This is a genomic window from Sivoneniella epilithica UHCC 1019 (assembly GCF_040830845.1).
In the GTDB taxonomy this organism is placed as follows: domain Bacteria; phylum Cyanobacteriota; class Cyanobacteriia; order Leptolyngbyales; family Leptolyngbyaceae; genus ULC077BIN1.
On record NZ_JBFPDP010000021.1, the window covers coordinates 68,048 to 87,926 of the forward strand.

18 protein-coding genes are annotated in these 19,879 nt (G+C 44.6%); 10 read left to right on the plus strand and 8 right to left on the minus strand.

Going from position 1 to position 19,879, the window contains the following annotated elements; genetic code table 11:
* Position 1 precedes the first annotated feature (1 nt).
* From treZ to AB3R30_RS14430, 4 genes are all read right to left on the minus strand, one after another.
* On the minus strand, positions 2 to 1,846 hold the full coding sequence (gene treZ / locus AB3R30_RS14415) for a malto-oligosyltrehalose trehalohydrolase (RefSeq protein ID WP_458649893.1): 1,845 nt from the start codon (positions 1,844 to 1,846) through the stop codon (positions 2 to 4).
* A 191-nt stretch (positions 1,847 to 2,037) separates the two neighbouring features.
* Entirely contained in the window at positions 2,038 to 2,691 is a 654-nt protein-coding gene (locus AB3R30_RS14420; protein WP_458649894.1) for a hypothetical protein, read from the minus strand.
* Positions 2,692 to 2,892: 201 nt separating this feature from the next.
* Complete coding sequence (locus tag AB3R30_RS14425; protein WP_458649895.1) at positions 2,893 to 5,112, minus strand: CHASE2 domain-containing protein; 2,220 nt, start codon at positions 5,110 to 5,112, stop codon at positions 2,893 to 2,895.
* A 40-nt stretch (positions 5,113 to 5,152) separates the two neighbouring features.
* On the minus strand, positions 5,153 to 5,935 hold the full coding sequence (locus tag AB3R30_RS14430; protein WP_458649896.1) for a DUF928 domain-containing protein: 783 nt from the start codon (positions 5,933 to 5,935) through the stop codon (positions 5,153 to 5,155).
* A 362-nt stretch (positions 5,936 to 6,297) separates the two neighbouring features.
* On the opposite strand from AB3R30_RS14430, the gene rsmH reads away from it, so the two are divergent.
* From rsmH to AB3R30_RS14455, 5 genes are all read left to right on the plus strand, one after another.
* The gene (rsmH, locus tag AB3R30_RS14435; RefSeq protein WP_458649897.1) at positions 6,298 to 7,188 is read left to right on the plus strand and encodes a 16S rRNA (cytosine(1402)-N(4))-methyltransferase RsmH; all 891 of its coding nucleotides are present in this window, start codon (positions 6,298 to 6,300) and stop codon (positions 7,186 to 7,188) included.
* Positions 7,189 to 7,661: 473 nt separating this feature from the next.
* Entirely contained in the window at positions 7,662 to 8,924 is a 1,263-nt protein-coding gene (locus AB3R30_RS14440; protein WP_458649898.1) for a glycosyltransferase, read from the plus strand.
* 79 nt (positions 8,925 to 9,003) lie between these two features.
* Complete coding sequence (locus tag AB3R30_RS14445; RefSeq protein WP_458649899.1) at positions 9,004 to 10,500, plus strand: hypothetical protein; 1,497 nt, start codon at positions 9,004 to 9,006, stop codon at positions 10,498 to 10,500.
* 69 nt (positions 10,501 to 10,569) lie between these two features.
* The gene (locus AB3R30_RS14450; protein ID WP_458649900.1) at positions 10,570 to 12,069 is read left to right on the plus strand and encodes a glycosyltransferase family 4 protein; all 1,500 of its coding nucleotides are present in this window, start codon (positions 10,570 to 10,572) and stop codon (positions 12,067 to 12,069) included.
* 109 nt (positions 12,070 to 12,178) lie between these two features.
* Positions 12,179 to 12,412: a photosystem II protein, Psb35-related gene (locus tag AB3R30_RS14455; RefSeq protein ID WP_458649901.1), complete on the plus strand. Its 234-nt coding sequence runs from the start codon at positions 12,179 to 12,181 to the stop codon at positions 12,410 to 12,412.
* Between the two features lie 145 nt (positions 12,413 to 12,557).
* Here the strand turns inward: AB3R30_RS14455 and AB3R30_RS14460 are convergent, their stop codons facing one another.
* Both AB3R30_RS14460 and AB3R30_RS14465 read right to left on the minus strand, forming a co-directional pair.
* Complete coding sequence (locus tag AB3R30_RS14460) at positions 12,558 to 14,300, minus strand: alpha/beta hydrolase (RefSeq protein WP_458649902.1); 1,743 nt, start codon at positions 14,298 to 14,300, stop codon at positions 12,558 to 12,560.
* A gap of 191 nt (positions 14,301 to 14,491) precedes the next feature.
* On the minus strand, positions 14,492 to 14,977 hold the full coding sequence (locus AB3R30_RS14465) for a DUF4168 domain-containing protein (protein ID WP_458649903.1): 486 nt from the start codon (positions 14,975 to 14,977) through the stop codon (positions 14,492 to 14,494).
* Positions 14,978 to 15,390: 413 nt separating this feature from the next.
* Between AB3R30_RS14465 and AB3R30_RS14470 the strand changes: the two genes are divergently transcribed.
* From AB3R30_RS14470 to AB3R30_RS14480, 3 genes are all read left to right on the plus strand, one after another.
* Positions 15,391 to 15,660, plus strand: coding sequence for a hypothetical protein (locus AB3R30_RS14470; RefSeq protein WP_458649904.1), 270 nt, complete (start codon positions 15,391 to 15,393; stop codon positions 15,658 to 15,660).
* Positions 15,661 to 15,719: 59 nt separating this feature from the next.
* A complete protein-coding gene (locus tag AB3R30_RS14475; protein ID WP_458649905.1) occupies positions 15,720 to 16,094 on the plus strand; it encodes a hypothetical protein in 375 nt (124 codons plus the stop codon).
* A 164-nt stretch (positions 16,095 to 16,258) separates the two neighbouring features.
* On the plus strand, positions 16,259 to 16,867 hold the full coding sequence (locus AB3R30_RS14480) for a DUF6658 family protein (protein ID WP_458649906.1): 609 nt from the start codon (positions 16,259 to 16,261) through the stop codon (positions 16,865 to 16,867).
* A 367-nt stretch (positions 16,868 to 17,234) separates the two neighbouring features.
* On the opposite strand, the gene AB3R30_RS14485 is transcribed toward AB3R30_RS14480, so the two are convergent.
* Positions 17,235 to 17,441, minus strand: coding sequence for a glycogen debranching protein (locus AB3R30_RS14485; protein ID WP_458649907.1), 207 nt, complete (start codon positions 17,439 to 17,441; stop codon positions 17,235 to 17,237).
* A gap of 257 nt (positions 17,442 to 17,698) precedes the next feature.
* Here AB3R30_RS14485 and AB3R30_RS14490 point away from each other — a divergent pair, with 257 nt between their 5' ends.
* Entirely contained in the window at positions 17,699 to 17,899 is a 201-nt protein-coding gene (locus AB3R30_RS14490; RefSeq protein ID WP_458649908.1) for a hypothetical protein, read from the plus strand.
* A 93-nt stretch (positions 17,900 to 17,992) separates the two neighbouring features.
* On the opposite strand, the gene AB3R30_RS14495 is transcribed toward AB3R30_RS14490, so the two are convergent.
* Positions 17,993 to 18,841 carry an ion transporter gene (locus tag AB3R30_RS14495; protein ID WP_458649909.1) on the minus strand — a complete coding sequence of 283 codons (849 nt, stop codon included), beginning with the start codon at positions 18,839 to 18,841 and terminating at the stop codon, positions 17,993 to 17,995.
* Positions 18,842 to 18,906: 65 nt separating this feature from the next.
* Here AB3R30_RS14495 and AB3R30_RS14500 point away from each other — a divergent pair, with 65 nt between their 5' ends.
* On the plus strand, positions 18,907 to 19,794 hold the full coding sequence (locus AB3R30_RS14500; protein WP_458649910.1) for a DMT family transporter: 888 nt from the start codon (positions 18,907 to 18,909) through the stop codon (positions 19,792 to 19,794).
* Positions 19,795 to 19,879 lie beyond the last annotated feature (85 nt).

The following is a 19,879-nucleotide window of genomic DNA, read 5'->3' on the forward strand; positions in this document are numbered from 1 at the left end:
GTTAGGATTGATAAAGGGTAAAGCTTTTTGCTGAAGCAGCTAGCGGTTGATCGGAGGTCAGTTCTTCTGGCAATGTTGCACCTGATCCACGCCACTTTTCTTCAGCGGTGTCAAGTATTTTCTGCCAACTGCCATCGGGAATGGTATTGATATTGACTTCGCGATCGCTAAAATTTACTATCGCCAACACCTGCTCTTGGTCGCTCCAGCGACGCATAATTAGAATGCGATCCGCTTCATTCACCGTTACTTCTAAACTTTGCTTATCTAGCTTTTTCAGCGCTGGATGCGATCGCCGAAGTTGAATTAGATGTTGATAAAATTGCCACAAGACTTGATGTTTTTCCTCATGTTGCAAGTCCCAGTTAAGTTTGCACTGCTCAAATACCTCAAGTGAGGCTGGATCATAAGAGTCGCCGTCATAGCCAATCTGCTTGAACTCTTCATCTTTTGATTTTTGAATCGCAGCGACTAATTCGAGATCGGAATGGCTGATGAAATACGAGAATGGAGCAGATTCACCATACTCCTCACCCATAAATAGCAATGGCACAAAGGGCGACAGCAATACCACAGCAGCAGTCAGTTTTAGCCCTTCAAAACTGGTCAATTGGGTTAATCGTTCACCCAAAATCCGATTTCCAGTTTGGTCGTGATTTTGAGAACAAATAATGAATTGCTCAGCGGGTTCAGCGATCGATGAATTGCCATGACAACGATGGCGATCAAGGGAATATTGTCCTGAGTAGATAAACCCTTCTCGCAGTGATTTTGCTAGATCCTCAACTCGCCCAAAATCTTGATAGTAACCGTGCTGCTCTCCTGTAACCAAGGTATGCAACGCATGATGAAAATCATCGCACCACTGAGCATCGATATCGTATCCACCTACTGCTTGAGGACGAATCACGCGAACATCGTTCAAATCACTTTCTGCTGTCAGGTAAAGCTTTCTACCTAGTTGTTGAGAAAGATCGGCGACTTTCTCGGCAAGTTCTTCTAAAAAATGTTTTGCACTCAGATCATAAATGCCCTGAATGGCATCCAATCGCAACCCATCAATGTGAAAGGTTTCAAACCAATACAGAGCATTTCCCAAAAAATAATTGCGAACTCCATCACAGTAGGCATCGTCAAAATTAAGTGCTTCACCCCAAATGGGTCGAAACTTAGAAGTGAAGTAGGGCGCAAAATTTCCTAGGTAATTGCCTTCTGGACCTAAATGGTTATACACCACATCTAAAACGACGGCAATTCCCTGTTGATGACACGCATTCACCAATTGCTTTAAACCTTGAACTCCGCCATAGGAATTCTGCACAGCATAGGGATATACGCCATCGTAGCCCCAGTTCCGATAAGCCTCTTCAGTCTCCCCCTGCTTTTGACCGGGAACTTGAGCTACGGGCATAATCTCAATAGCGGTGATTCCTAGTTCTTTGAGGCGAGGCAGGCGAGGAATAATTGCTTCAAACGTGCCTTGAGGTGTAAACGTGCCCACATGAACTTCGTAGAGAATCATGTCTTGTAGTGCAATTCCAGTCCAGTCCTTATCTGACCAGTGAAACGCTTGATCAATAACCTGAGAAGCACCATGTACGCCTTGAGGTTGCGATCGCGATGCTGGATCAGGGCGCTCACTCTCACCATTTAGCTGATAAAAGTAACAGTCTCCCGGTTCCACAGGTTCAGCAATAACACACCAGTAGCCCTGTTCATCCTGCTGCATCGGCGCAACTTGCGGCTCAGAACTAATGATATTGACTCTAACTTGCTTAAGCAACGGTGCCCAGACAACAAACTGACATCGACTATTACCCAGGTAAAAAGCGCCAACCTCAATCATACGTTTTGAGTAATGTCTACGCCCTCAAAATACTGTTTACAAAGGAAACCAGAAACCTATCATAAGGATGATTCTTGTTTGCTTAGCGATAAATAAGCAAAAGGGAAAAGCAACTATAGTTACCTTTCCCTTTTATTCAGCTACTCAAATTATTGAGTTAGGATTGTAATTATTTAGTCAGTGCGATGTTGTTAGTCAGTGCGATCGCGTTGCATTCTCGGAGTTTGATTATCTACTACAGAACCAGATGAATCGACGATAGGGGTAGTAGTAGTAATGTGATCGCGTTGCATTCTCGGAGTTTGATTATCCACTGTTACCTCATTGAGATACTGGCGATCGCCATCGGGAATCGCATTCTCAACTCGATGCCAAGCGTCTTTCGCAGCATACTTAGCTTTATCCCATGCTAAACCCGCACCACCTCTATCTTTTTCATAGTCGCTTCTCAGATCTGGCTCTGCATCATCGTAGGTTTTACCTGCGGTTCCATAGCGCCCATAGCCTTCATATCCAGCCCGATAAGCAGGTTGATAATCGTTGTAGTCATGATCTTTGTCATAGTAAGGCTGAGACGCATGATTGTTCCGCCAATATTCATCTTCCATCGTTGGGTTGATGTGTTCTGCCGCGTTTTTGCCAGCTAAACCGCCTACAACAGATCCGACCACTGCACCGACCGCAGCGCCAACAGGTCCACCCACCGCAGCACCTATCGCTGTGCCAACTGCACCAGCACCCGCAGCACCTACGCCAGTCCCAACAGGATGGGCACCCGGTTCACCCGTAATTGGATCTAGATTGGCATCATTTCTATCATCAAAATTCTTTTTATCGTTACTCATGAAGGTATCCCCTTTGTGATTAACTCACTTGCTAACATCGCTCTATCATAGTTTTAGTCCACCGCTTAATGCCTCTCCTAAAAGAGTGAAAATTCGAGTTATAAATCCATTCATGGTTATGTTTCTTGGATAACATTCCCTATGTCTTTAGATAGACTTTACAGCCAAGAATATCACTTTTGAATCATTGCAAAGTACTTTTTAAACTTGGCGCAGCGATGCTAAAACGGTGGCGATTTCTGGCGGCACAGAGGTAAAGCGAATCAGGAAACGATTATCTTGATTTGCTGCTTTTTTCAGAACTTTGGCATATAAATCACCCGTTACTGGAGCGCGATCGCGTCCAGTTTTCAGATGTAGTTTTAGGTTGCTAAGTAAATCGAGTGCATGGTCTGTTTGCAACTCAGCACTGAAATCAGACAATTGCGTCAGAACGCCTTGAAACAGAGTACCAACGGCATGTTTTCCTTCTAGAACCGTATACTCCAAAAATACTGTTGGCTCAAGAGGTAACAAAACATCTGTTTCCACCGGCAGCTTAAGATTGTAGGGAATACCAATGCCGCCCACTTCATACAAGGTGATTGGAACGCGAATTCCTTTAGGTTCCACTTGAAGTTGCCCATCGATCAATACATCACAATTTGCATCTTTGAGAGTGTCCTCAGAAATCAAAACTTGCCCACCCACGGTATAGGATTCAATCCGAGCGGCTAGGTTGACATGGCTGCCAATGACCGTATATTTAGCACGTTTTTGGGAGCCAACATTGCCGACCACAACCTCCCCCGTATTAATGCCAATCCCCATTTCGATCGCGGGTAGCCCAAGCTGTTGATTTTGTTCGTTCACAGCACTCATAGCACACTGCATTGCAACCGCACAGGCGATCGCCCGTTGAGCATCATCCGCACGACGCACAGGCGCACCAAACATAATAAAAATGCCATCGCCAATAAACTCATTGATCGTGCCTTTGTATCCGTCCACAACCTCTGCCATCACCCCCAAATAAAGGTTTAGTAGCGTCACAACTTTCTCAGGCGGCAGCCATTCCGAGACAGCAGAAAATCCTCGCAGATCAGACATCAATATAGTAACCTTGCGCCGCTCACCGCCTAACTGCAAACCAGAAGGAGTTTCAAGCAAGTTAGAAACCACTTCATCGGTAAGATAGCGCCCAAACGTTTTTCGCATTTCTCCAGCACTATGAGCCAGGTAACCCGTAACAGAAACCGCCGCTCCTGCCAGTCCCATCAGAGCCGGCACCAAGGGAATCCACCAGCCCAGCAAAAAAGCACCATAGCCACTGACTAGCAGCACGCCCCCAGCCACCACTAGCCGAAAACGCTTCAACAGCAAGAGTTGGGTATTACCGCTCGTCAAACGCTGCTGCCAACAAAGCACCCCTCCGATCGCCGTCCATCCAAAAATCCATAAATATTCTGCCCAATCTGGCAACGATTGAATGAGGCGACGCTGATCCAACGCCGCTCCTAAAATGTGACTAATCAGATTGGCATGGATTGCAACTCCGGGGGTGCGTTCAGGAGTGCCCAGCCGACCGCTAAAAGGGGTATAAAACAAATCTTTGTAGCTTTCAGCAATATTGCCAATTAGCACAATGCGATCGCGGACTAACTCTGGCGCAACCCGGTTCTCTAGCACCTCCATGATGCCAACTCGCTGAAAGCGATCGATGCCGCCACGATAGTTAATCAAAACTTGATAACTACCCGCCCCTGCGCGAATATAGCCACCATCGTTTTCTTCAAAGGGTGGGAATATGGCTGATCCCGCATAAATCTGACCATCGGTAGTCAGGTTGCTCTCTACGCCTTGGCGCTGCAAGTAGTGATATGCCAGTTTGAACCCAAAACTAAAAATAGAATCACCTGCCTGAGTAGTAGCCGACAAAAGCCCACGTCGCACCTTGCCATCGATATCTAGCGGCAGATCGTTTGCGCCTGCCTGATCGCGTTTCTGTAAGGCGGGTGGCGGCGCAACCGATGAACTGTCCGCAGTAGAGCCAATTTTTTGCACCCCAACTAGGTTAGGCGTAGTGTTAAAAATTTTGAGTAAGGCTTCATGTCCTGGCGGCTGGGGCAAATCGCGGTAAATATCTAATCCGATCGCCGTAGGACTATGCTGCTTCAAATTGTTTAGCAGTTGTGCCATCACTGCATCCGTTATCGGATACCGTTGCAATTTCTGGATATCCGTTTCATCAATAGTGACAATTAGAATTCGAGAATCAACCGCTTCCTGGGGGCGCAGAAGAAATAACTGATCTAACGATGCTAACTCTAGCGTCTGCAATAATCCAGCAAGACGCAATAGCGCAACGACACCCACAACAGTGGGTACTGCAATCAGTACTCCTCGCCATCGCCAAAGATTCTGTTTGAACGCTGCTAACATGCGTAGGGTCAGTTTTTGACTATATGTGCGCCCATCCCAATTATTTTTTCACTGGATTTTGACTAACAGTTATATCCAACAGCGGTTCTGTGGCGATCGCGCTCAAACCCACTGATTTCAGCAATTCGTTCCATCCATCGATCGCACTAACATCTTGAGGATTAGTGCGGCGGAGAGCGTGAAGCGTGGTCACTGCTTCATGCCAAATGCCACTCCCCGCATACAGAGAGGCGCGAGTTTTCAAGTCAGCTTTTTCTACCTGTTTCAGCAGAGCAACATCTGGGGCAATGCGTTCTGTCCAGCCTTCCGTAATCGGATTAACACTAGGATTAGCAGGGTTACAGTCCAACGTTAAAAACCAGTGATAGCGTTTGCCAATTTCTAGCGGGGGTGCATTTTTAGGCAAAGCGTAGCTAATAATTCCCGATTTTGCAGGCAGCGGAATAGTGGCTTCATACACAACATCCACATCATCGCTCGTTAGGATCAAAAACTTAGCCGCTTTTGCAGGAGAAGTAGGGACATGCCAATAAAAAGTAGGGTTGGCGCTGAAGGTTAGCCCTAATCGATCTTTGGGAATTAGAGAAATTGGTTTTTTATGGTTGGGAACGCAAGAATTGCCGCGAGTGGCTCCGCCTGCTGTTGGGGGTGGAGTACCGCGATTGGGTGGCTTAAAGCTTTGACTAATACGAAAGGTGCCGCGATTTTGTAACGCTGAGCTTGATTTAGGTTGAGATGCGGAAACAGCATCAACAGAAAGGGGAGCTAGAGCCAGCCCCAACGCGATCGCGCTGCTAAAACGCATTACCCAGTATTGTGTCATATTTCTAGTCATACTGCTATCTCTCTCGGTTGAGTTGCATAGATAATAAAGTGGTTCGCCGTTTAGCTTGTCGATGCACCGAGGTTACTACAAGAATCAGAACGATTATTCCGGTATTAAAATTATTATTCCAAGACTATTATTCTGATTTCCAATCTCTAGTATTCCCTTGAACTTGGCAAGACTGTGTGATTTGACGCAAATATTTGTGTGTTTGAGTGCATATTGCAAGTAGCTTTATCTCCTCTTTATTATTCTCATCGTGGAATATTATTTTAGAATGAGTTGCCCAAGTTGGAGATGCTTTAAGGTATCCCAGATACACTAAGTAAAGGCTATGTGGATGAATGTTGGGTGATGATGTGAGCGCTGAATTTTCAAGGATTAAACAATTCCCAGATTTTATTCACATTCCAGTATTGCAACAGGAAGTTGTGGAAGGGTTAAACGTGCAATCAGGAGGGCATTATCTAGATGCCACGGTGGGGGGTGGAGGGCACAGCCGCTTAGTTTTAGATACAGCAGCAACGGTGAAAGTCACGGCGTTGGATCAAGATGAACGGGCGATCGCAGCGGCACAACTAACTTTGGCTGAGTATGGCGATCGCGTTCAGTTTCACCATATCAACTTCGCTAGCTTCAACCCTGGCGATACTAAATTCGACGGCGTTTTAGCGGATTTGGGCGTGAGTTCTGCCCAGCTAGATGTTAGCGATCGCGGTTTTAGCTTTCGGCAAGAGGCACCGCTCGATATGCGGATGGATCAAACCCAGGAGCTTACTGCTGCTGAAATTGTCAACCATTGGCATGAAACCGACTTAGCCAATCTAATTTATACCTATGGTGAAGAACGCCTGTCGCGTAAAATTGCTCATCGGATTATCGAAAAGCGCCCGTTTACAACTACAAAAGAACTAACAGATACGATTTTCTACTCCGTTCCTCCTTCCTATCGCTATGGACGCATTCATCCCGCCACACGCACCTTTCAAGCACTGCGGATTGCTGTTAACCGCGAACTAGACGTGTTGGAAACGCTGGTGCAAACTGCACCTACCTGGCTGAATGAAGGCGGCAGATTAGTGGTCATCAGCTTTCACAGTTTGGAAGATCGCATCGTCAAACATCGACTAAAAGAATCGCCCCTGCTAAAAGTGTTGACCAAAAAGCCAATTATTGCCACTGATGAAGAAATCCAGGAAAATGTCAGGGCACGATCAGCAAAGCTAAGAATTGCAGAGCGTGTTCTTTAAACTGCACTCAAGATTTCTCTAAATAACTTCCGTGCCGCTCTATGCCGATGATATTCATTTAGCAAAACTATACGGAGATGTTTTGTCCTGCGATCGCTTGAGCGATCGCGCGATTAACTGATTTTCAGACGCTGCTTAGTTCACTAGATAAAAATAAAATCGGTTTTAAAACATCTTCGTACTGCAACGATGACTAAATTTATTTGAAAAAATTTAGTTGCTGTGACTTGCTTTGTTTCTACAAAAAAGTTGTCAGTGTTACAACACTATTTTCGTACACATAAGTATTAAATATTATGTCTGTCTACAGGGATATTTACACTCACTTGCTTTTGAATGTACCTTGACAGTTGTTTAGCCAACTTTCATTAGTAAATCAAACAGCCTACATCTAAAACTGTTTGGTTCAACTTTAGAATGTTAGGCGGTGATTATTGTCATGATTCATAGACCTGCTAACTCAACAGACCCCAATGATTAGCATCCAACAAAAGCATCAGCTACCAGTGCCATCCGGCTTACTTCAAGTGTCAAGGTTGCCTCAGTCCTTTTCGATGGATGGAAGCGCTGCATCAACCTCTAGTTTAGTATTTCCAATATACTTTTCTCTGATTATTCCAACATTCAATGAACGGGACAGTATTGAGAAAATGGTTGCCCAACTGAGCCAGATTCTAGACGAAGTATTGCCTAACGATTATGAATTGCTGATTGTTGATGATAATAGCCCCGATCGCACTTGGGAATATGCTCAACATTTGACCGATCAGTATCCTAATTTGCAGGTCATGCGACGACAACAGGAACGGGGATTATCAACCGCTGTAATTCGAGGCTGGCAGGCTGCACGAGGCGAAGTTGTAGGTGTAATCGACGCAGACTTACAGCATCCACCAGAGGTATTACTAAAACTATTAGAGAAGATTGATCGGGGTGCAGACTTGGCGGTTGCTAGTCGTCATGTGGAAGGAGGTGGGGTGAGTAGTTGGAGTGCAACCCGGCGAATCTTATCACGCGGCGCACAACTATTAGGACTGATGATTTTACCTAGAGTATTGAGCAGCGTCTCTGACCCGATGAGTGGCTATTTTCTAGTAAAACGTCAGGCGATCGCTGAGATTCCGCTTAATCCAGTTGGCTATAAGATCTTATTAGAAGTCATTGGTCGCGGTAATATTCGACAAATCGCTGAAGTCGGCTATGTGTTTCAAGAACGTGAGGTTGGCGAAAGCAAAGTCACTTGGCGGCAATATAAAGATTATCTACACCATTTGGTACGGCTGCGGGTTGATTCCGGGCGTTTAGGACATTGGGGCAAACAGATTAATTTTCCAGTAGGGCGGTTCATTCGCTTTGCATTTGTAGGCTTATCGGGACTGCTAGTTGATATGGCACTCCTATATTTTTTCTATGCCATTTTAAGTTTCGGCTTAACGCGAAGTGCCATCTTTGCAGGTGAACTAGCGATTGTTAATAACTTTCTTTGGAACGATCGCTGGACATTCAAAGATCTTGCTCAAAAGCAGTTTGGTAGGCAGCAAACACTTAAGCGATTTCTCAAATTTAACATCATCTGTTTGATGGGACTGATCCTTAAAATTCTGCTGCTCAATCTTCTTTTTAATGGATTTCATCTGAATGCCTACCTTGCAAACTTTCTAGCGATCGCGATTGTTACCGTCTGGAACTTTTGGATTAACTTAAAGCTTAACTGGCGAGTCACTCAGGTTAACTAAAGCCAAGAGTGTTTCTTTGAAAATGAAACTTCTTCAATGATGCATCTCAACTGAAAATCCTTAGTTTTCGTAAAGTACTATGCTGAAAAACTTTGCTAGAAGCCAAATTCTATATACCTTCGCACTTATCACTGCATCAATTCTTTGTGTGGTGTTAGCTGTTGGAGGAATAGCCAGTTTTTTTGAAGCGATCGCGGGTGAGGAGACTAACTTCAACAGTGAATCGTTTAATGGTGTTAGTTTTATTCGGATATTGTCAACGATTTCCTATATTAGTTTGTGCAGTTGCTATCTTATTTGGCTATTTCGCAGTCAACCCATCTCAAACAAGTTGAAATTTAAGCAGATTATCAAACCTGCAATTCCATTCTTGCTACTTGCGCTTATTGCATACCCCCTAAGCAATGACATTTATCTTTATTTACAGTACGGGCTAATGCAGTTAAGAGGTGTAAATCCATTTGTTATTCCTGCCAGTCATGTTTCTAGTGTGCTAATGCCGCTGCTTTATTGGCTGCAAACTTCTACCTATGGACCCGTTTCTCAACTGTTTTTTATTAGCTCGGCTGTGTTTATTCGAGTAAATCCAATTTTAGGAGTTTATGTATTTAAACTATTTTGTTTACTAGTTTATATTCTTAATGCTCATTTGATTTGGCGCTTGCTCAAAGACTCTCCAAGCCGCAGTAAATTGACGATCGCATACTTGCTCAATCCATTCCTTTTAATCGCTCATGTTGCAGATGCCCATGTAGATGTATTTTTATGCTGTTCAGTCATTATTTTGATTGGATGTTTGTATCATCGCCGCTATGTTGCAGCAATTTTAGCGATCGCCGTCGGCTTTTTAACGAAAACATTGCCAATTATTTGGTTGCCACTTGTAGTAGGTTTTTTAATCTCGCGGCGGCTCTGGAAAACTTTAGCGATCGCCTTAGCTAGTCTAGCTGTGATTGTTCTAATTTTGAGTCAAACTATTTTTCCAACTTTAGTAGCCTGGAAAAGCTTGCTTAATCCTGGCGTTTCTGGATTAACAGCACGTTCTATTCATCACCTGATCAATTTGGGACTATCGTTTTTTACCGGAGCAACTTTCCTTGAAAATCAGCCGATTATTCAGCAGTTAAGCCGGATTACAGTTCTAGGTTTTGCCATTTTCTATAGTTGGAAACTGCTCCAGCCTTATCTCAAACGAAACTACTTAGAAGTCAATTTAGTAACCGATTTGGGCTGGGTCACAATGGCGCTGCTGTTGGGAGCAACACCCTGGCTCATGTCTTGGTATCCTTCAGTGCTTTTGCCGTTTGCAGTATTGATTAGAAACGCACCTATTTTTTCACTTGCCAGCCTGACATTTTGCCTGACAACGGGTGCGTTAATTGGCGCAGGAAGTGGCGATACAGTTCTTAGCTTAGTTGGTTGCCTACTCACCTTAGTACCGGTATCTACCGTACTAATATGGCGGCGGCAGATATTGCAAAAGCTGCCTGTTTTGTTCCCAGACAAGGACTTCATTGCTTTAGAATCTGTCGCTTCGGTTGAGGTTGCGAGATCGCCCCAATCTCAGCAAATCTAGCGCAAAATTCTAGCCAGATAAATCCCACAAAAGCCCTAGGTATCGTGTAGTTGCCCTGTCAAAAGCATTATGTTTCAACCCCAATTCCTTTCTATTTCTCAGATACAAGGCTCATTCAGCGATCAACATCAATTAACTAAGGATGAGGATGATACATTTGCTCAGCCTTATCCAGATACTCAAGACCTACGAATCTTAATTGTTGCAGAACATGCTTCGATGAAATTTGGGGGCGAAGCGGCACTGCCAGTTCACTATTTTCGGGAATTACGACAGCGAAAAATTGAGGCTTGGTTAGTCGTTCATGAACGAACTCGCAATGAGTTGCTAACTCAATTCCCTGCGGATTGCGATCGCATTTACTTTGTTCCTGATACTCGTTGGCATCGGCTGCTGTCATCCACAGGAAAGTATTTACCTCGAAAAATTTTTGAAATCACTTGTGGATTTGCAATGACGATGCTAACGCAACTTTATCAGCGTCGTCTAATTAAAAAATTAGTCCAAAATAAACAGGTTGATGTAATTCATCAGCCTATTTTTGTTTCGCCTAAAATTCCTTCTTTGATCTTTGGTCTAGGTGCCCCCGTAGTGATTGGTCCAATGAATGGCGGTATGACTTTCCCCCCTGCTTTTCGGCATCATGAAGGAAAACTCGTGACTTTTACCGTCTTTATCGGTCGGCTATTATCCAACCTGCTCAACACGTTAATTCCAGGTAAAAAGCTAGCCGCAACTTTATTAGTTGCGAATAAACGGACTCGAAAAGCTTTGCCTGATGGAGTTCAAGGGAAAGTAGTTGAACTGGTTGAAAACGGTGTTGATGTTTTGTTATGGCGATCGAAATTTTCTTCCCATGCCAAGCTAAATGGATTGACTCCACATTTACCACACCCAAATGAAGATAATACAAAGCATGAATTGCGACCCGTAAAATTTATTTTCATGGGTCGTTTGTTGGGTTGGAAAGGGCTTGATTTGTTGCTGCCTGCCTTTCAACAAGTTCTTGATCAATTGCCAGCAACCCTAGAAATTATTGGAGATGGGGTAGCTCAGGATGGTTTGATGCAACTTGCGGCAGACTTAGGGCTGAATGACGAACAGTACACTAGCAAAAAGGGCGATCGCCGCCCTGCGATACAATTTTCGGGCTGGCTTTCTCAAAAGGAATGTGCGCGACGTTTACAAGCTGCTGACGTTTTGGTGCTTCCTAGCCTATTTGAATCTGGAGGGGCAGTCGTTTTAGAGGCAATGGCGACAGGCTTACCCGTGATTGCAACGAAATGGGGAGGACCAATGGACTACATAGATGAGTCCTGTGGGGTTTTAGTAAGTCCTCAATCTCGTGAAGAATTCATTCACGGTCTATCCACCGCAATGGTGCGCCTAGCCCAATCTCCCACGCTGCGCGAAAAAATGGGGAGAACAGGACGACACCGAGTTTTAAAATCCTTCAATTGGCAGAAAAAAACAGACACAATCCTTCAAATTTATGCGGAAACCATTCATCGAGTCAGAACCTCGCCTAGGAATATCTGCCTAAAAAAATCTGCTAAGAGCAAAATTTAAAACATCTTTCACCTGATCGGGTTTCACTACCCCTTGATCAACTTGCCGTTTATATTTCAATCTGTTACATTTATTTACAGAGTGAAACAAAGCTTTACTAGGAGTCAAGATGACTATCTTAATTGCATTATTTGTAGTCGGCTGGGTAGCAGTGGCAGTTCTAGGAACAATGGCTTACTTTCGCGGAGAGCAGTCTAAGCCTATTCATGAGCGCAACTGGCGATCTGAATCTTTCGAGCAGCTATCTGAGGCGGTGACAGGGACTAAAGTTGATTTCGCAACTCGCGTACCTGCTTATAGTGATTTGGATGCGTATTCCAGCAGCCTTTTACCCGACGCATAGTCAAGTTTATCGAAGCCTATTTTATACAAGTCTCTCCCATGGTGTTTAATTTTCCTCCTGGATCAATCAATGATCCAGGAGGAATTTTTTATTCATACTAAAACTGTTTAATAAACTACAACTGCCCGTCTTAATAGTCCAACTGTTATTGGCTGCTTTCAACCTGCCCATTGATATTGAGATTACTGACAGGCAAAGAGCGGACTAAATCAATTGGAATCAGTGTTTCTGTCAACGATCGCACATAGATATCACTAAGATAAGGGCGATAGGCAGATTGATTCGCAATGTAAGTCTGAAAAAAGGCAAGAGAAATGGCTTTAGTATAGCGACGCGCAATTTCGGGATTGGGACCAATCACTTCTGGCGGCAAGTCAACGGCATCACTGCCCATCTCCCCTTCACCAATGACTGAAAAGTGAGTGCCAGGAATTAGCTGCACCAAATATTTGTCGGTTGTTGTCAGCCACGTAAAGGGTTGTATTTGCTCAAATAAAGCTGGTGCGACGGTATCGGCATTGCCTGCAAGAATCAGGGTTGGAATGGTAATTTTGCTGATGCTGTCTTGTCCTAAAATGGCGCTAGTAATTGGGTTGAGGGCAATCGCTACCGCAATTCGAGGGTCGCGAAACTCAGTTTGGACTGGAGTGCTGACTTCAAGCTGCTGCGCTCGACATTGCAACAGCAGAGAAACATTGAAGGTGTTTTCTAGATTACGACAGGTGCGATCGAGTTCCTTGAAATTAATCGGCGCACCCGCCAACGCCAAGGCAGTATAGCCGCCAAAGGATTGCCCAATAATTCCAACCTGCTTTAGGTTAAGAGCTTGGTAAGCTGGATTAGTGGGAGCTTGCCGCTCCAAGTAGTTCAGCAAATAGGTAACATCTAGCGGACGATTGACAAACTCCGTTGGTTCGGCGATTTCACTGGCAGCCCCAGTCAGTAACGCTTGTATCTGACTACGATTGCTACCAGGATGCTCTGGCACCAACACGGCAAAGCCATGAGAGGCAAGGTGCTGGGCAAGGTACGCAAAGCTGGTGCGATCGGAAGCCAATCCATGGGAAATAACAATCACCGGTACAGAATTAGGCGCGGTTGTGCGGCTAGGATCAGGCAGGTAAAGATCAACTGGATAAATTCGCCCTTTTAATAAATCGGCTCCCGATCGCGCAATTGGGGCAATTTCCGTAGGGGTTGTTTCACCAGTCGCGGGTTGATTACCCAGTACACCCGGCAACGCAAACACTGTCGTTCGATTTGGGTCATTTAGCGTGATTGTTTGCTTCTCAAATTTGTAAGTACCGGGCTGACGTAAATCGAGTGATAACTCTGAGGCGATCGGGGGATCGGAAACACTTTCTGCTAGAGCTTGCTGAGTAACCGCTTCAGTCGCTTTTTGGGATTGGCTAATCAATCGGTTCAGTTCGCCCACTACCTGCAAACTGCGCTCTACATCAATCCGAATACCGCGAGTGGGAAATTTTCGCAAAAAATTGAGCAGGGTCAACCCGTCTGGCTCCGCTGCTGCTAAAATCAACGCTGCCCGAATTGCTTTAGACCCCGACAATCGCGACTCTGGCTGAATCACCTGTCCTAGCCGCTTGAGAGCAGCATCTCCTTGGGGCGAGTAGAGAAATTGGGCAAGGGTTACCGAACTCAAATTGGCTTTGGCAACGAGGGCGCTGCGAAGATCTTGCAGAACTTTTTGGGGAGCATACTGAGCATAGACCGCCAGATCCTCGTCCATCACTCCTGTCTTGGCGTAATCTTCTAAAGCTCTAACAGAAATTGACCGCTCCAAAATGTTGTAGGCAACAAAAATCCGCTCAGCACCATAACCTGGACTCGCGATTCCTAGCGCGATCGCGCCGCTAAACCCAATCATTACACTCCTCATCCATCTAGTTTTTATCCATCTAGAAAGTGAAAGTGAAAATCTAACTGAATGAGAAGATGAATCCATGAAGTAGGGTAATGTCCTATAAGGGGCAGCGGTCAGCAAGAACCTAATAGCTCCCTGCTAACCGCCACTGTAGATCGTGCAGTAACTTTTGATAAATCTGATAAACCCTGCGCCTATTTGCCAGAGGCTTTTAGCATTTGCTCCACTTTCTTTTGCAAGTCAGGATTTTTTTGGATGGCATCTAAGATTTGCAAAAAGCGAGGAATTTCAAATCCTTCACCTTGGACAGCTTCTCCCATTTTGATGCGCGTCTTATCCTGGATTTGGCTGAGCAACGTAAACGCGCGATCGAATTTTTGTTTTTCGTCATTGGAAATTTGCTGAGTTGTCTGAGCTTTTGGATCTTTTTGGGCTAAAAAAATCTCTTTGAATCGGTCAATCGTCAATTGTTCTTTTTGCAGTGCTTGGGTTTCTTGCCTATTTTTTTCTATAGAAATGGCTTCTAGTTTTTTTGCCGCCATCACAAATTTTTTTAAGTCTTCGTCCGCGATCGCTGGCTTAGAAGATACAGGCGTGTTTTGGGCTAAAGCTGGCAAACTATGCCCCATGCCTCCTAACATCACCATCAGCGAATATGTTGCCAGTAAATACTTCATCATTAAAATTCCTTGGATGGAAAGAGCAGAACAAAAAACCAAACAGTAGTGGTAGAAGACTGTAATTATCAGGCGAAACTTAGTCGTTTGATACCCCAAAAGTCCCTAATAAAAATACAGCAGTGTTTTATATACCCATAAGGAATTGTGCTGGGATTTGCCACTCGAAATCATTAGTCATCAGGTATCTTAATTTTAGACTTTTGAGCGGTCTCTAATGTTTCAAATATTTTGATCTCTTTCCATTTACAGCAGTACAAGGAAAAGCCCAGATAATCACCGTCCGTTGTTCCTTATTTCTCAAGGATCTTTGTTTCCTAATCTACTCATCCGTTGCCATACCCCCTCACTAAGATTGTTGCAGGTCTCTTTTTGTTCTATTAGAATAGTACATAAGAACCAAAATAAGCTTTACTATGACTAAGCACTACATTCTTAACTTAGACCCGGCTGCAAAGTATGAGTGGGATCGATGCACCCTTCGAGATCCGATTACGGCTGAACATCCTGCTTTAGCGGAATTAGTGGCACGGGCAGTGGGTGAACGGGCAGGCTCTTATTTAGTGGCAATCAAGATTGAAGTCAATGTATTGGAAGAAGCTGCGATCTCGTCGAAGCCGTTAGCACCAATGACGGAAGTTCCAAGTCGGGTGCAAATGCCGCAATTAGTAGAACTAGTTGCCTAGCTTTATAAATTTCAAAAACAAGTTTTAAGTCTTGAACGGTAAGTTCTATAGAGGTTGCGATGAAACTGAATTTGAGTCAATATCCCAGCGCGATCGCGCAAGCTTCCCAAGCAGTGAATGAGGTTGAACATCAGCTTGCAGACATGCGATTACATCTTGCTCGACTAGAAGGAAACGCAGATAAAATTTCTGCATTTGAAGCGAACTTAAAAAACGACAATCAGCGACGGGCACGGCGGTTTGAAATCTTGCAGGCAAATCATGAATATCGTCAGGCTTGTGATGCAATTAATCGGCTGAATACTGAGAAAGCTCATGCCGTAGCACGATTGGAACATCTACGGAATGAGTTTAGTGTGGCAAAGCTGGAAACTAGACTCGCGATCGCGCAAAAGTTAATTGGGCTAGAAGCACGAGAATTAGTTGGGCTATAGAAATTAGGTTGTTTGACAATGCAGACTATGGTTGGCAAACGATCCTTCTAAAGTAAGAGTCACAGATTCTTTCTGATGGCAAAATTAGCTCTTTGGTTAGATGAGAATCAATTGAGTAACCCGCTACCATCCAGATACATCGAATAATGTAAATGGAGAAAGTTATGAAAGATTTAATTTCTAACCTAATAGCGGATATTGTTTCTAGCTTAAAGAAACTTCAATTAAAACAGATTGCGATCGTGATGCTTGCTGGTTTTTTGCTAATGTTTAACACTGCTTGCAGTTCTAAAGTTGCTGATGCAACTAAAGCAGTTAGCGACCCCAATCCTTACGCTGGTCAAGGCAAACTTCAAAAGGAAATGTATGATGCAGTACAGCGTCCAGCAGGTGGGATGAACAACTACAACGATGATGTTAAATATGATTCTGATAAAACCCAAATGCACAATAAAAAGTATGTTGAGCGTGCCCAAGGCAACCTAAAAAATCGAGTAGATTCTCCTAAAGAAGCAGTGAGCAATTTACGTCGGGAAAATCCTTTGGGTGATAAGGCACAAGAATCAGCTAAGAATGTGCAGCAGAGTGCTGAAAAACTGCAAAAAGATTTTGCTAAAGGCACCGAGCGGGGTATAAATAACATCAAGCAAAACCTAGAACGAGCAAGTGATGCGGCTCCCCAAGTCGCTGACCAAGCGAAGCAAAATGCTAAGGGTGCAGGAAAAGACTTAATTATGGGCGGCTCGAAAGATTTGCCTAACAAAAACATGTAGTCTTTAACGGGTTGTGTTTGCAAAAGGGCATTGGTGAAGCTTCTCAGAATGAGAATAGGTTGTTCAAACTATCAATGCATCTAACTAATCTAAATAGACAGCAGTGTAGGGGTGGTTTTGATAAACTGCCCCTATTTATGTGAATGGGCAAATTGGAATGGGCAAAGCGAGATACGCTACAACCCAGATTAGGGTTAGAAGTCAATCAGCGATCGCCTCACTAGTAAAGTCTCAGGGGTAGTGCCTTTTCGTAAAAGGCAGAGACAATAGGAGTAAGTATCATAGCTTAGTCATTCGTTTTGTATCTGCGAGTGTGCTACCGAGCAAACAGCATTTCGCACTCTGTATCCTGCATCTCACATCTAGACTAATCCAGCTTCAAAGCGTTGACTGGCACCTCGTCCCAAGATTGCACCTGACGCATACTTGCCGTCCATCCCTCCGATCGCTGTTGATCCGTCAGATTTTCTTTAAATGATTCATGGCAATCCTGCGCCTGATCTTCATCGCAACAGGCAATACAGGTGTGCAGAATTCCACAGGGATCAATTTGTTCATTTACCCAAATTGGCATTGCACTACCTCCCAACAGACTAGACATTTAGATCTTCACACAAAAAACAAAATCAGAAGGTTGATTTTTAACTCTGAATGTCAAGTTCTGCAAATATAGACTGCCAACAAAAAGATGCCATGCCACCTTCAATCCAAGTTGGATAATCTGAATTCTATTAAGTTTGAACTCCATTTATAAGTAACCTGTATTTTTTAATACAAAAGCAGGGAACGCTAAAAAGAGGATGAAGACTAAAGATGTAATTCAGAAAAATTATGCGAACTTCCAACAAAGCAAACCCTATCTTTAGCGCTACCATCGAACAGATTCTCGTCTCTAAGCAGGTTTCTCGCTACCAACATCTTCAACTTACGTCCTTGTTGCTTTCTAATCAGCACGTTACAGAAGCAGATCGACTGAACATCAATCGAGTTTTGGAACGGGTAGAGATTGGTCAAGTAGATTTAATTGATTAAAAAATGGGCTAGGTAGGATTTGTAGAGTATGAACTGGAACGCGATCGCCATTCATCCTTTGCCACTCGCCACTCGCCACTTGCCTTTCATTTTTCATCCCAAATTTTCAACTCTCTTAATGGGGCATCCCTGCGCGAGTTTAGTGCCGCAGGATCGGCAATACTGAGCATCGGCATCGTGAAACGCCAAGGCACAATCGGGGCAAATGATTTCTACCTTGTTGGTAGTTTTGACTAAGCGGCGAATCAGGTCGCCCAGTTGCCAAGGAATCAGTGCAATTCCGGTGAGAATCATCAAAATGGTGAGGAATCGACCCAGTTCAGTTGCGGGAGTGACATCGCCAAAGCCTACTGTTGTCATGGTGGCAATGGAAAAATAGACTGCATCCAAAAAGGTGCCAAATTTTTCAGGATTTTTGGGATGTTCTGCCTGATAAATCAGCCCTGAAAACACAAAGATAATGATAAACAGCGTCAGCAAGATACGAGTAACGATCGCGCTATCTTCACGGCTGACATAGCCTACAATCGTTTTGCCTTCTAGAAACCGAATCAGGCGCAAAATCCGAAACCAGCGAAAAACTCGGATAAACCGAATATCAAATACGCCAATGAATAAGGGCAAAATCGCTAGCAAATCAATAATGGCGTAGAGGCTAAAGCAGTACTGCCGCTTGTTTTCTGCACACCATAGCCGCACTAAGTATTCCACTGAAAACAGATAGAGGATTGCCTGATCCGCAGTTTCGAGCAGCGATCGCACCGAGTCTGGCAGCCCATAGGTTTCCGCAACAAAAATGGCAGAAGACACCAATACCAGTCCAGTGATTCCTAGGTTTAATCCCTTACCAACAGGCGTTTCAAAATCTTCTAAGTAAAAGCCAACTTGTTGCCGCAATTGCATAGGAATCAGGGTAGGAATGGTAATTTGAGAGAATTGCAAAAGGCACGATGTGCCTACTTTACACTTCCCACTTTGCACTCTGCACTCTTTACCCCGCACCCCAAGTGTCCCAGTCTAAATCTTCGTCCAATAGAGCAATTTTGGCGTTATTGCTGCTAGCGTTCATTTGGGGTTACAACTGGGTGCAGATGAAAATTGCCGTGCAGTATGCCTCTCCGTTTACGTTTGCCGCCCTCCGCAATGGGTTAGGCGGTTTGGTGTTGTTGCTGGTGATGATTGGGTTACGAAAACCGCTGAAACCGCAAGCGATCGCTGGCTCTTTTTGGTTGGGTGTTTTGCAATCTTCTGGAGTGTATGGGTTGGCAAACTGGGCACTGGTCAGCGGCGGTGCTGGAAAAACAGCGGTTCTAGTCTACACCATGCCATTTTGGGTGCTGTTGTTTGCTTGGTTTTGGCTAGGAGAACGGGTTCACAAGTTGCAATGGGTGGCGATCGCCCTCAGCCTCACGGGGTTTCTGTTCATCCTCAATCCGCTGCACATGACCGGAACGCTGCTGAGTACCGTTCTGGCAGTGACGGCGGGAATTAGCTGGGGGGCTGGGGCGATCGTTGCCAAAAAAATGCAGCAGACGATGACGCTCGATTTGCTGTCGCTGACCACTTGGCAAACTCTCTTTGGCGTAATCCCTTTGGCGATCGCGGCGTTGATTGTGCCGTCTGAACCCATTGTCTGGTCACCCGAACTGATCAGCGCACTGGTCTATAACGTCATTCCTGCCACCGCGATCGCCCAATTCCTCTGGCTCTATGCCCTGACCAACCTATCCGCTGGCACCGCTGGACTAGGCACCCTCCTCAATCCAGCTTTGGGCGTACTGTTTGCTTGGGCACAATTGGGCGAAGTTCCTACCCAAAGCGAACTCATCGGCATGATGTTGATTTTCGGTGCGCTCTTGATGAATGCCCTGCAAGCTTTAGGGCGATGGGGCTGAAATCCCTGCTCAAAACTCAAAACTCAAAACTCAAAACTCAAAACTCAAAACTCAAAACTCAAAACTCAAAACTCAAAACTCAAAA